The 14,501-nt window shown below is 47.7% G+C and carries 5 protein-coding genes, 1 tRNA gene and 3 pseudogenes; 3 read left to right on the top strand and 6 right to left on the bottom strand.

What is annotated here, in order from left to right; all coding sequences use genetic code 11:
• Positions 1-163: 163 nt before the first annotated feature.
• Positions 164-248, bottom strand: a tRNA-Ser gene (locus tag JCM16496_RS05750).
• Positions 249-804: 556 nt separating this feature from the next.
• Here JCM16496_RS05750 and pflB point away from each other — a divergent pair.
• Both pflB and pflA read left to right on the top strand, forming a co-directional pair.
• A complete protein-coding gene (gene pflB, locus JCM16496_RS05745; protein ID WP_025832946.1) occupies positions 805-3,033 on the top strand; it encodes a formate C-acetyltransferase in 2,229 nt (742 codons plus the stop codon).
• Between the two features lies 1 nt (position 3,034).
• Positions 3,035-3,760, top strand: a complete 726-nt coding sequence (gene pflA / locus JCM16496_RS05740) for a pyruvate formate-lyase-activating protein (protein ID WP_025832944.1) — start codon at positions 3,035-3,037, stop codon at positions 3,758-3,760.
• A gap of 169 nt (positions 3,761-3,929) precedes the next feature.
• Here pflA and JCM16496_RS05735 read toward each other — a convergent pair.
• The 4 genes and pseudogenes from JCM16496_RS05735 to JCM16496_RS05720 all read right to left on the bottom strand — a co-directional run bounded on the left by JCM16496_RS05735 (position 3,930) and on the right by JCM16496_RS05720 (position 10,679).
• Positions 3,930-6,133, bottom strand: a pseudogene (locus JCM16496_RS05735) (glycoside hydrolase family 3 N-terminal domain-containing protein).
• 30 nt (positions 6,134-6,163) lie between these two features.
• Positions 6,164-8,625, bottom strand: a pseudogene (locus JCM16496_RS05730) (beta-glucosidase).
• Between the two features lie 176 nt (positions 8,626-8,801).
• Positions 8,802-10,130: a porin family protein gene (locus tag JCM16496_RS05725; protein WP_025832942.1), complete on the bottom strand. Its 1,329-nt coding sequence runs from the start codon at positions 10,128-10,130 to the stop codon at positions 8,802-8,804.
• The gene (locus JCM16496_RS05720) at positions 10,131-10,679 is read right to left on the bottom strand and encodes an RNA polymerase sigma factor (protein ID WP_005831669.1); all 549 of its coding nucleotides are present in this window, start codon (positions 10,677-10,679) and stop codon (positions 10,131-10,133) included.
• Between the two features lie 181 nt (positions 10,680-10,860).
• On the opposite strand from JCM16496_RS05720, the gene JCM16496_RS05715 reads away from it, so the two are divergent.
• Complete coding sequence (locus tag JCM16496_RS05715) at positions 10,861-11,565, top strand: NigD1/NigD2 family lipoprotein (RefSeq protein WP_025832932.1); 705 nt, start codon at positions 10,861-10,863, stop codon at positions 11,563-11,565.
• An 87-nt stretch (positions 11,566-11,652) separates the two neighbouring features.
• Here JCM16496_RS05715 and JCM16496_RS05710 read toward each other — a convergent pair.
• Positions 11,653-14,188, bottom strand: a pseudogene (locus JCM16496_RS05710) (beta-mannosidase).
• Positions 14,189-14,501 lie beyond the last annotated feature (313 nt).

Here is a 14,501-nt window from a genome sequence, read left to right as displayed (position 1 = left end):
AACCTAAATCTTATCAGTGAGCCTCAACCTTTTTCCGTCATATCCCCACTTCACGTAAATAGCTCCGATGAACGAACATAAAAGGCAGGGAGAGTACCAGAAAAAGAAAAGTCCCTGAATTATTGAAATTCAAGGACTTACTAATTTCATTTTTTTACTTTCGCGGAGAGACAGGGATTCGAACCCCGGGTGCCTCGCAGCACAACGGTTTTCAAGACCGCCGCAATCGACCACTCTGCCACCTCTCCAAAACCTCTTCTTCAGAAGTACTTTTCTCTTAAAGCGGTGCAAAGATACAAATCATTTTTTATTCTACAAACTTTTCTGCACAAAAAACAGAGCAATTATACCAAAATTCTTGTTTATACCCGCTGCGGAACGAGCATAACGGCATTTAGGTTATTTGTTAAGATTTATCAAAGACAAGACGACATTTTACAACTTATTGGTTATCAGCACACTTATCGAGAAGCACATTCAGTATACGACTGAGCCCTATTCAGTATACGACTGAATGGCATTCACTATACGACTGAATTAGGTTCAGAATACGACTGTTCCTTAAACCTACATCATTTGTAAATAATGCAGATTATTATCCGATTCTTGTTTCAGTTCATAAACTACATATAAAGATAGTCTTAACATCTCTACTCCCCTCGGGCATTCACTACCTAACAATAGTTATTTTATGCTGTTCAACATAAAAAGAGAAGTATCTCTTATAAAATTACGGAATTTATTCAGTATTTTTGCGCGCTCTAAAGGATAACATTATCTAACCTACTAACAAAAACAAATTTTATGGAATTGAACAAAACCTTCACCAATGGGCTTTGGAGCAAAGAAATCAATGTCAGTGATTTCGTCAGTAAAAACATCGCACCCTATACCGGGGATGCATCTTTCTTGCAGGGACCTACCGAACGTACCAAACGTATCTGGGACATCTGTCTGAAGGCTCTCGAAGAAGAAAGAAACAACAATGGCGTCCGTTCACTGGACAATACCACCGTATCTACCATCACTTCTCATAAAGCCGGGTATATTGATAAGAACAATGAACTTATTGTCGGTTTGCAGACTGATGAACTGCTGAAACGTTCCATCAAACCTTTCGGAGGCATCAACGTGGTAGCAAAGGCATGCCGTGAAAACGGAGTGGAAGTAGACGATAAAGTAAAAGACATCTTCACCCATTACCGCAAAACACATAACGACGGCGTATTCGATGTGTATACCGAAGAAATCCGTTCCTTCCGTTCATTGGGATTCCTGACCGGTCTTCCCGACAACTATGCCCGCGGACGTATCATCGGTGACTACCGTCGTCTGGCACTCTATGGCATCGACCGACTTATCGAAGCCAAGCAAGAAGACTTGCGCAATCTGACAGGTCCCATGACCGAAGCCCGTATCCGTCTGCGTGAAGAAGTAGCAGAGCAAATTAAGGCCCTGAAAGACATCAAAGTGATGGGCGAATACTACGGACTCGACCTCAGCCGCCCCGCAACATCAGCGCAAGAAGCTGTACAATGGGTATATATGGCTTATCTGGCTGCCGTGAAAGAACAAGACGGTGCTGCCATGTCATTGGGCAACGTATCTTCATTCCTCGACATCTTCATCGAATATGATTTGGCTCACGGCAAGATTGACGAAACTTTTGCACAAGAACTGATAGACCAGTTCGTCATCAAGCTGCGCATGGTACGCCATCTGCGTATGCAGTCGTACAATGACATATTTGCCGGAGACCCGACTTGGGTGACCGAAGCCATTGGCGGTCGTTTCAACGACGGACGTGTGAAAGTGACCAAAACCTCTTTCCGTTTTCTGCAAACCCTATACAATCTCGGTCCTTCTCCCGAACCGAACATGACAGTACTGTGGAGCCCGGAACTGCCGGAAGGTTTCAAGGATTTCTGTGCCAAAGTTTCCGTAGATACAAGCTCTATCCAATACGAGAACGATAACCTGATGCGCGAAGTGCGCAACTGTGACGATTACGGTATTGCCTGCTGCGTATCTTACCAAGCCATCGGAAAGCAAATCCAGTTCTTCGGAGCACGTGCCAACCTTGCCAAGGCCCTGCTGCTCGCCATCAACGGCGGACGTTGCGAAAATACCGGAACCGTCATGGTGAAAGGTATTCCCGTATTGACCGGCGAGACACTGAAGTTTGAGGAAGTCATGGCCAACTACAAGAAGGTACTGACTGAAATAGCCCGCGTATACAACGAAGCCATGAACATTATCCACTACATGCACGATAAGTATTATTACGAAAAGGCTCAGATGGCATTCATCGATACCGACCCGCGCATCAATCTGGCTTACGGTGTGGCAGGACTTTCCATCGCCATCGACTCCCTCTCTGCCATCAAATATGCCAAAGTCACTGCCCGCCGCAATGACATTGGCCTGACAGAGGGCTTTGATATGGAAGGTTCTTTCCCTTGCTTTGGTAATAACGATGACCGTGTAGACCACCTCGGTGTGGATTTAGTATACTACTTCAGCGAAGAACTGAAGAAGCTGCCCGTCTACAAGAATGCCCGTCCTACCCTCTCCTTGCTGACTATCACCTCCAACGTGATGTACGGCAAGAAGACCGGCGCCACTCCCGACGGTCGCGCCAAGGGTGTTGCCTTTGCTCCGGGTGCCAACCCGATGCACGGACGTGACAAGAACGGTGCCATCGCTTCCTTGAGTTCCGTAGCCAAATTGCGCTACCGTGACTCGCAGGACGGCATCAGCAATACTTTCTCCATCGTTCCCAAATCATTGGGCCCGACACCGGAAGAACGTGTAGAGAACCTGGTAACCATGATGGACGGCTACTTCACCAAAGGTGCCCACCATTTGAACGTAAACGTACTGAACCGCGAGATGCTGGAAGATGCCATGGAACATCCCGAAAAGTACCCGCAACTCACCATCCGCGTTTCCGGCTATGCCGTGAACTTCGTGAAGTTGAGCCGCGAGCATCAGTTGGAAGTCATCAGCCGTTCATTCCACGAAAGAATGTAATATGATAAACGTACACTCCTACGAAAGTATGGGAACATTCGACGGGCCGGGTCTCCGGCTCGTCGTTTTCCTGCAAGGATGTCCGTTCCGTTGTCTGTATTGTGCCAATCCGGATACGATTGATGTAAAAGGAGGCACTTCCACCACTCCGGAAGAGATTCTGCAAATGGCTATCAGCCAAAAGGCATTCTTCGGAAAGAAAGGAGGTATTACTTTCTCCGGCGGTGAGCCTACCCTGCAAGCAGAAGCGCTGATTCCTCTTTTCAAGGAGCTGAAGGCGAACGGCATCCATATCTGCCTGGACAGTAACGGAGGCATCTGGAATGAAAAGGTGGAAGAGCTTCTTAGCCTGACTGACCTCGTGCTGCTGGACATCAAGCAATTCAATCCCGAACGCCACCGTACGCTGACGGGACGGAGCAACGAACAGACACTCCGCACCGCTGCCTGGCTCGAAGAACATGAACACCCCTTCTGGCTGCGCTATGTACTGGTCCCCGGTTACAGCGATTCGGAAGAAGACACCCGCCTGCTGGGGGAAAGTCTTGGCAAATACCAGCAGATACAACGGGTGGAAATACTTCCTTATCACCGTCTGGGCGTTCACAAATACGAAGCCATGGGATGGGATTACAAATTGAAAGAAGTGAAGGAAAATACTCCGGAACAACTGGAACGGACAGAAAAACTGTTCAAAGAGTATTTCACGAATGTGATAACCAACTAAAACAGAAAAGCAAAGGGATGTGTCAAAATTCACCACAGATTACACGGATTAACACAGAATAAGCTTAATCTACTGATAATCAAAGATGCTTATCTGTGCAAATCCGTGTAATCTGTGGTGAACCCAGTTTCGACACATCCTCTCGCTTTTCATTGATAGGACAAGAATCCTATTTTTTCAAGTTATAGGTAATCTGCTGTACATCATCACTACTGCCACCCACCATAAAGACAAAATCACCAGGTTCTACAGTATGATTCATCTCATTGTCATAGAATCCCAGTGCATCGTCAGTTATCTGAAAAACTACAGTTTTGCTTTCACCCGCATTCAGATGAATTTTCCTGAAGCCCTTCAATTCCTTTATCGGACGCGTAACAGAGGCTACCTTATCCTGCACATATAACTGGACTACTTCCTCTCCTGCACACTTACCGGTATTAGTCACTTTTACCGACACCTCCGTATGGACGCCTGCAGCCTTGCCCGGCAACAAATTCAAATCAGAATATCCAAAATCCGTGTACGAAAGCCCATATCCGAAAGGATAGGCAGGCTCAGTGGAAGCATCGATATAGGATGCCTTATAAGTCTGTTGCAATGCGGTAGGACGGCCGGTACTCTTATTCTGATAATAAATGGGAATCTGTCCTACGTGTGCAGGAAATGTCATGGGCAATTTAGCCGAAGGATTATACTCTCCCCACAACACATTGCATATGGCATTGCCGGCCTCACTTCCCAGCCACCAAGTACACAGCACCGCATCAGCATGTTCCCTTATCTCATTGAAGATTACCGGACGCCCACACATGACAAGAGCAATGACAGGCTTTCCAGTCTTTGCCAGTTCCGATACCAGCTTCTGCTGACCCTCTGGTATGGCTATATTCACTTTGGAAGCCTTCTCGCCACTCTGACCGAATCTCTCGCCTACCGCCACAACAATGACATCCGAAGCCTCAGCAGCCTGCAATGCTTCCTGCAATCCGGTCAACAGATTGCTCTTCATATCATAGCCTTCAGCATAGTTCACCTCCAGTCCTTTCCGGACCAGTGCATCATACAAGGTCACCACTTTGCTCCGGTCCGTAGTGGCGGCCCAAGCGCCTGCCATATCGTACTGGGATTTTGAGAGTCCTCCTATCAAGCTATCTTCCTCGTCTGTGCCGTCAACGGAAGCACAGATTCCCTATTCTCCAGCAATACAACGGAACGCTCGGCCATGCGGAGCGAAGCATTGCGGACTTCGGGCGCATTGAGTATTCTGGCCGCTCTTTCCGGATTACAGTAGCGAAAAGGGTCCTCAAACAATCCCAACTCATATTTCTTCTCCAATATACGCCGTACTGCATCATCAAGCACACTCTCCTTTACTTTCCCTTCTTGAACAAGCTCCTTCAGATAAGTCAAGTAGCAGGTACTTACCATCTCCATGTCCAGACCAGCATTCAACGCTTTGGCTGCGGCATCTTTCTTGTCAGCAGCATAACGGTGGTTCACCAATTCCTCTACCGAATTATAATCGGACACAACAAATCCCTTAAATCCCCACTGCTCTCTCAATAGCCGGTTGAGCAAGAAATCATTGGCAGTACAAGGAATATTATTAAAATCATTGAAAGCACTCATCACGGTAGCTGCTCCCGCCTCTATGGCCGCCTTATAGGGAGGCATATAAAAATTGGCAAAGTGGCCCATTGACATATCCACACTATTATATTCCTTTCCTGCTATCGGTGCACCATATCCGGCAAAATGTTTCATACATGCCATGACAGTCGTCGTGTCCGCCAAATCGTCTCCTTGCAAGCCTCTGACACGCGCCTCCGCTACCCGCGAACCATAATAAGGGTCCTCACCGGCCCCTTCCATGACGCGTCCCCAACGTGCGTCCCACGAAATATCCACCATCGGGGCAAAAACCCAGTTCAAACCATCGGCGGCACTTTCCAAAGCATTGTAGCGTGCAGCTTCCTCAATCATGGCCAAATCGAAACTTGCAGCTTCGGCAAGCGGAAGCGGAAATCCGGTACGATAGCCGTGGATAACATCCAGTCCGAAAATTAAAGGAATACGCAAACGCGATTGCAAAGCAAGCTCTTGATAACGGCGTATATCCTTTACTCCTATCACATTCAGCATAGAGCCTATTCTGCCTTGCCGGACATACTCTTCTTTAGGAATATTTCCACCGTCGGGTCCGGTAAAATTCCCCCGGTAGGTGCATTGTGCAAGCTGGCCTATCTTTTCGTCCAGCGTCATCTGCTTCATCAAGCCTGAGATGAATTTCTCCTTCTCCGTAGTTTGTGCCGAGGTAAAGGTGTTACCAAGTCCCCACAGACAAACCATCAGTATTATTATCTTTTTCATACTGCCATTCTTGTTTTGATATTTATTTTATCATAAAACAACAGTTGCCTTCAATGGTAAATCAGCTGAAGAAGGACCTGCCAGAATCTCAAAAGCCCCCTTTTCCACTACAAACCGATGTGATTCCACATCATAGTAGGCAAAGGCTTCCTCATCCAGCAATATCCGGACGCGCTTGGTTTCACCCCTCTTCAAGTAAACCTTATCGTAGCCTTTCAACTCCTTCAATGGACGCGGAACAGAACATTCCACATCCCGCACATATACCTGAGCCGCTTCCGCAGCATCCATCTTTCCGGTATTCTTGATGTCAAAGCTTACCGTAACCCGGTTTCCACCCGTCTTCTCAACACTCAGATTACTGTATTCAAAACTACTGTATGACAGTCCATACCCGAAAGGATAGAGCGGCTGCTTTCCGTTCCGGTCATATCCCCTATAACCTACGAAAACACCTTCGGCATACTGCACCCGTTTATGAGGTACATTGCGATTGTCATAATAATTACCATATACCGGATTATCTTCCCATTTCTCCTCGATGCAGACTGGTAGTTTGCCACTTGGCGAAAGCTTGCCCGTAATGATTTCGGCAAGGGCCTTTCCACCCTCCTGCCCCGGATACCATGCCATCAAAATAGCTTGTACATTCTGCCCCCAATTGCAGAAATCTATTCCACCTCCGGCATTCACTACTACAGCCACATTATCATGAAATGAAGCCACTTTATTAATGAGATATTCCTGCCCGTATGACAATGCAAACGGACGGTCGAACCCTTCACCTTCCGTACTGCTGTTGAACCCGGCACATACAATAACATTCCTGGCATGCTTCAGTGAAGAGGCCAAACGCTCCTCATCCATCATTCCTGCCTGGAAACTGACAGTCGCCTCACCCACATTATCAAAATATTCAATACGCAGCCGGTATATCTCCCTGCACTGACCTGCATAAATGCACTGCGGGTACTGAATGAATGGTTCCCCCAATCTCCGGTAATCAGCTTATCGTTTACAAACAGACGGTATCCGTCATCGCCAGCCAGCTGGAACTTGACAGTTCCATCCTTGTCAGCCTTGTAAACTCCCGTCCAACGGGCAGAAAACTGATCTATCGGCATGCCGTCGAACGGTGCACCGTATTTCCAGGCATAGTCTATGGCAGGCTCTATGGCAGCTTGAAAGAGTTCTCCGGTAAGATTACGAGTATTATAATATTCGCTCTTAAAACCGTTTTGCGTAAAACTGTCATCCGTATAGATCTGTTGGGACATATCCTTATAAAGAATGCTGTCAGACAACAGCTCTATCTGTCTGCCGCCCTTCAACTGAACCATGCCGTCATAGAGTGACACTACCGAATAAGGGGTGACAAATCCGCTTCCTCCTCCTGTGGGAATAATATCGGCATTAGGCCCGATTACCAATGTTCTACCGTTCCGGTAAGGCAACGTACCGTTATCATTTTTCAATAAGACTACTCCTTCTCTCGCCAAGTCAAGTGCAATTTCCTTAGACTGTGCATTATCTTTATCGATAGATTTATCTTCTCTCGGAGTATCAAGTGCTCCAAAAGCAATCAATGTCTGGAGTATATGCCGGACTTTGGCGTCAATGGTCTCTTCCTTCACGATACCATTCTCTAATGCCGGAATAAGAATTTCCCTGGTCATGAATTTACCGACGGGCATTTCCAAATCCAACCCTCCATTAGCGGCTCCCACACCGGAATATACAGATGTCCAGTCAGACATCAGGATACCTTTAAATCCCCACTGCTTGCGCAGTACATCAATGTTCAGCCAGCTGTTTTCGGTGGCATGTACCCCGTTCAGCGGATTATAGCTATCCATGACCGCCCCTACTCCTGCTTCCTGCACAGCTTTTCGGAACGCGGGAAAATAAATTTCCTGCAACGTGCGTTCATCCACATCTGAACTGGCATGATGCCTGCTCCACTCCTGGTTATTGGCTGCAAAATGCTTCACCGTAGCCATAACTCCCTCTTCCTGCACTCCCAAGATATATTCTTTAGCAGTTTCGCCCGTCAGATAAGGGTCTTCACCAAAATACTCATAGTTTCGCCCGCATAGAGGAGAACGGTAGATATTGACTCCGGGCCCCAACAGAATACTTACCCCACGGGCCTTTGCATCCCGGGCCAAACCATGTCCCAGTTCTCTAGCCAACTTACGGTTCCATGTTGAAGCCGACAAGATGCCACAAGGATACAAGGTACTTTGAGTATTGTTACGTATGCCTTGCGGACCATCGGCCATCCTGATTTCGGGTATGCCAAGCCGGGGTACAGCCCGGATATAAAAAGATTTGGGACCGGAAATGTAATCGATTTTTTCTTCCAGCGTCATTTGAGAAACCAACTCCCTGGCACGCTGCTCTGCCTGGGGAGTAATACACACCTGTGCTTTTGCCGTGATTGCACAACAAAGCAATAGCCCGCTTAAGGCTACTTTCTTTTTAATCTTCATTTTGTCTATTTTACTACGTGTTTGTTATATTGCCGGGCACGTCCCGACCAACTTTCTTTCTTCTCAATCAATAAAAAACCGTGTCCCTTCATCCAACAACGAAGAAACACGGTCGAAAGTTATTAAGAAAATTCTGAATCTACAAGAAAGTGGACAAAAACATGTCTGTCCTGCCATCAATAAGTAAGACGTATGCCGGCCTGCAACGTAAAGTTACACGGGTTCTCCTTGCGTATAGTCTGTATCGACGAACCGTCATCAAAGAAATAAGATACTCCCGGTTCCACATACAGACCCACCCTATTGCTTATGTTATACTGGGCACCGACAGCACCCATGACAGAAAGCTGTACCGGTTTCACAGTCTCACTCTCAGTACCAATCTTGCCATACACACATTTTTCAATGGCACCCCCCGCCGAAACATACATCGTAAAGTTCTTTGTATCCACAAAGTTCCAGTTGGCCCGTACCGGAATGCCAATATAATGCAGCTTCTGGCTTATCTTTTCCGAGCTGCCCTCATACCTTACGTCAGAAGCAAGATAGGTATACGTCAGCCCGCTTTCCACAGAGAAGCCCTTCGCCAAGTTTTTCCGCACCGAAACACCGAAACTGAGCGGTTGTTTGTGGTCTATATCCGCAATTTCCTTTTCGCGTCTTTGCAGATAGGGCATACCATCCTTAAAAACCAGTTCCTGCCCGTCGGGAATAGTAACAATGCCATTGGCCGTAGAGGATAAATCTACGTTACCGCCATAAATAGGACTTCCGGGCATGTAGCCCGACATCACATTCGCTTCCCCTTCATTCGCCAATGAAAAACCTCCAGTATTTCCTACGGACAAGCCAACCGCCCATCCTTTAGCATCCCTGCCAGAACTGTTTTTTTCCGGAAGATGCAGTTTGTCCCGGCCTGACGGACGATAGCGGTTTTCCCTTGTTCTCTCCGGTTCCTCTGTCTGCATTGCAGTTTCATGGTCCGTATCTTCCACTACCGGTTCTTCTGCCTGCTGCCCAATACCGACAGCCTCATCTGCTGTTTCAACCGGCAACATTTCCTCCTGCTGTTCATCGCCAAGCGATATTCTGATATGTTGTGCAACCAAAGGGTGACTTGCCTCCCTATTGGGTGCCGATGCATTTCCATGTGCCCGATAAGCAGGCTCTATGGAATTAGCCCGTACGGCAGGTACCGTCTGTTCCGGCAAGACGTCCGGAGCCACAGCCAAAGCGGGCACTGACGTATGCCGCATTTCATGCCCTACCGGACTCTGCAACAGCCACAGACTGACGGACGATACCGCCACCAGCAACACAGCTGCCGCGGCCACCGCCCAGCGACGGAAAGGTATCATCCTATGCGATCCGGTTATCGGAGCTCCGGAAACGGACAATTCCTTTTCCAACCGCTCCCATCCGGCAACCGGCAGCGGTTCGGAATAGTCTTCCAGCTTGTCCTTTATCTTTTTCAACCACAATTCATCTTCCATACGTTCCTTCATTTAATCATTTCTTTTCATCCACTCACGTACTTTTGCCGCTAAAGTCGCTTTAGCACGCGTCAACTGCGAGGCAGAGGATTTTTCATTAATTCCCAATAGTCGAGCAATCTCCTTATGGGATTTCTCTTCAAAAATATATAAGTTGAATACGGTACGATAGCCGGCAGGCAATTCACTGATAAACTGCATCAGTACCTTTTGAGGAATGACATCTATTGACGAACCTTCCGGTTCCTCATAAGCTTCGGGTGCATTCTCCAAGGCCGATGACTGATTCATCACATCATTTTTCCGCAAATACTGCAATACCGTATTCACCATTACGCGTTCCATCCATGCCCGCAGAGAACCCTCTCCCCGCCAAGTGAACTTATCGAAAGAATCAAAAAGCTTCAGAAAACCGTCATGCATCAGGTCTTGGGCAGTCTCCCGGTCACCTGCATAACGGAGGCATACGCTGAGCATGCGTCCCGCATAGCGCTCATACAGTTCTTTGCGGGCAAGATTGTCTCCTTGCCTACAGCGTTCTGCCAATTCCTGTTCTTCCATTCTCTCTTTTAACACGTGTTTACCTTATAAATGCAACCGGCGCAAAAATACTGCATCAGGCAGAGAAGAAAATCATACTTTCATTTCTTTAACAGTATACTACGCAGTATTTAGCTTTTCACCGCATTTCCTGAATACAAAAATAAGTTTTAAACAGAAAAAGAGCTAAAACCTACCACTTATGAAGAAACTGAGAATGACATTGGCAGCATTCATGCTTTTATTCCTGACTGCCATTGTATTGCAATCATGCCTGGACGATTGGGATGACAAATATGACACTTTGTTCGCCGTAGGTACGGTAAAGGTCATCGAAGGAAAAGACTACTATTTCTCACTGGACGAAGGCAGTAAACTATATCCCAGTGACACAACCTATGTTCACGACTATGCCGTAATAGACGGCCAGAGAGCTTTCATCTACTTCCGCGAACTGGAAGAGAAACTTCCAGGCTACGAATACAATGCCCAAATAAAGCACATCGAAAACATTCTGACCAAAGACATCTACTCCATGCCTGCCGAAAAGGCGGACAGTATCGGAGACGACAACATCAACGCCACGGATTTATGGATTACGGGCGAGTATCTGAACATCAAATATCAATTCTACCACAGCAACAACGAAGATAAGAAGCACATGCTGAACCTGGTCATCAATGAAGCATCCACCGGCGAAAACGACAAACCGGATTACGTCAATCTCGAATTCCGCCACAATGCCTACAATGACAGCCAGCTCACGCTGGGCACCGGACTGGCCTCCTTCAAGCTGGACAATATAGCGGAACAGCTGAAAGAGAAAAAAGGGCTGAACATCCGTGTAAAAAGTCTATATGACGGTGAACGGTTCATGACCATAGACATTAAAAAAGGAAACAACTAAATCTCCTGAAAACACATCTTTCAACATCTCAATGAGAAGCGGAGTGACATTTCAATAGGTTGCTCCGCTTTATTTTTCCATAACTTATCAGAATTCATTGTTCAGGCAAGTCAGCCTCAACGAACCGTTGAACGCTTCGGCAGACAATCGTGTCCTGACCTGCACCTGCACGCTGCTCTTCGGCTGGACATCAAAATAATTGTCGCTATACACACTTTCATTGTCAGCAACGGACAAGCATACGGCACGGGCAAACTTATCTGCCGATACCATCACTTCATATCCGCCTTCAATGGAATGGACTTCGGTCTGCAAATCCACCTTCGGATAATCATATCCTTCTGCTTGCCCAGACAGTAGTTGTTATGGTACACCCTGCCCGATTTGTCCGTATAGTCTACGCGGACATATACCGTTCCTCTGTCCGTCCCCTCCAGCAGCTTGGCAAGCGGTGCGGAAAAACAGACACGGCTGTCATTGCCGGAGATGCCGACAGACTTGTCCCAGTGACGAACCACGGTTCCGTCGAACTGGCAGACCTGGAGCTGCAGCCGGCCGGAAGTATTCTCCAAGCGGTCGGACACTGCATATACTTTCAAATCATCCCCCTCCACTACCGGAGAAATCAGGATGTCATCATAGGCCTTGCGGACATAATAGTGCTGCGCCTTCCAGCGTCCGTAATAGTCACGGCTCGCCCAGGAAGCTACGGGCCAACAGTCGTTGTGCTGCCAGAAAAGTGTCCCCATATTATACGGCATCTGGCGGCGGTGCGACTCGATGGCCGTCTTGATGGCATCTCCCTGCAACACATGATTCATATAAAGGAATGCCCGGAAATCACGCGGCTTTTTATATTCATTCAACAGATAAGTCTCAATCAGCCCGTTGGCATGGTCGCCACCACGCTGATGGGACATCATCACCTCGGAACGTATATCCCAGTCTTCGGGGTAAGGAGCGTAACGCTTGACGGACTCGAACTCTGGAAAAGACTGAAAGCCGTACTCGCTGAAAAAGCGGGATTTCTCGCTGTCATAATCGGAAATGGGTGCTTTACCATGCCAGACACTCCAATAGTGACGGTCCCCGTCAGTAGTACCGGACATCTCTCCCTCGAATGCGAAAGGAGAAGAAGGCCAATAGAAGGTTCCGGGTGCATACTCCCTGACCACCCCGGGTAAGGTGACATGATACTGCTGCCGGTACTGTGCCCAAATCTTGTCGGCATATTCCTTGTTCTGCCGTTCTATCTCGCGCTTCCAGCCCCAGCCCAGCCAGGCATCCTGGCATTCATTGTTTCCACACCACAAAGCAATGCAGGCATGATTGCGCAAACGTTTCACATTGTCCACCGCCTCCTGGCGGATATTATCGAGCAGGGCGCCTTCTGCCGGATACATGCTGCAGGCAAACATGAAGTCCTGCCAAATCATGATTCCATACTCATCACACAAATCATAGAAGACATCGTTCTCATAGATACCTCCACCCCAGACACGCAACATATTCATGTTTACACCGGCGGCATCGAGAATCGTCTTTTTATAATTCGTGGGAGTGACGCGCGGCAGGAAGTTATCCGAAGGGATGTAATTGGCTCCTTTGGCAAAAACCGGACACCCGTTCAGCTCTATATAGAAAGTATGCCCGTCCTTATCCGGCTGATGCACCACCTTCAAAGAGCGTATGCCCACCCTTTCGGTTTTAGAGTCCAGCAATTCCCCGCCTGCAATGATGTCCGTACGGAAACGGTAAAGAAAAGGCTCCCCCAGTCCATTACTCCACCACAGCTTCGGCTTGTGAAGAACGAAATCAACGGTCACCCGATTGGTGCCTCGCTTCAAATCCGCCTGCCGCTCGCCAAGCACTCTTCCGGTAGCCTCGTCCGTTATCGTGACCAGCACTCCGTCCATATCCTTATCGGCATCCAGCTCCACATGTCCGGCAATCACGGCCCTGCCTGCACCGACTTCCTTCTGCTCGATAAACACATCGTTGATTCTTGAATCGCTCCAAGCCCTGATATACACCGGACGCCAGATGCCGGAGGTAACCAGACGCGGCCCCCAGTCCCAGCCATAATGATAACCCGCCTTACGGGCAAAAATGCTTATCTTCTTGTTGAACAAGCCCCCGTTTTCAGACTGGTCATTGGATGCCGGATACTGGTAGGGAAGTGCATCCCATTTGGGGACGTCTATCTTTACCGGCGAATGGAAGTACACCTTCAGTATATTATTCTCCTCTCTGATGTACTGCCTGACGGGGATAGACCAGCGGCGAAACATATTGTCCGCTTTCAGTATACATTCATCATTCAAATAAACGTCAGCGTAAGTATCCAGCCCCTCGAACACAAGCTCCATATTCTCTTTCCGCATCATGTCGGCAGCAAGAGTAAAGCAAGTTTCATAAACCAGTCTTCCTTGTCAATCCATTGCAATCCCCGTTCGTTCAGCCGGAAAAACGGGTCTTCAATAATCTTGTTCTGCAGCAAGTCCGTGTGGACTACTCCCGGAACTGTAGCCGGATACCAATTGGTCAGTCTCGCCTGCCGGAATTTCCAGCCTTCATGAAGGTTCTTCACCGCTGTTTTTAGTTTCATACGAGTGTGTTTCATAGTTTTCTTTGACTACTCTAAATTACAGATAGACAAAAATACGACATTCAAAGGATACTTTATAATATCCTTTTAACGAAACATGATACAATCCCGTACACACCTACCGGGTCAGCACCGCTGCACATCTGCTGCAGTGTGACTGCAAACGTGTTGCAGCGCTACTGCATATATGCTGCAGTGACACTGCATATGTGATGCAGCGCCGCTGCAAAGCTGAATGCAGTAGCACTGCAAAAAGCATGCACTTGCTTTGCAGTGGCAATGCATTATCCCATCGCCCAAAGCGCATCCCCCCCTAAAAAACTTTTTT

This window comes from Bacteroides rodentium JCM 16496, from assembly GCF_000614125.1.
Taxonomy (GTDB): domain Bacteria; phylum Bacteroidota; class Bacteroidia; order Bacteroidales; family Bacteroidaceae; genus Bacteroides; species Bacteroides rodentium.
Note: the sequence above shows the minus strand (reverse complement) of the source record. Positions and strands in the feature narration are given on the sequence as shown.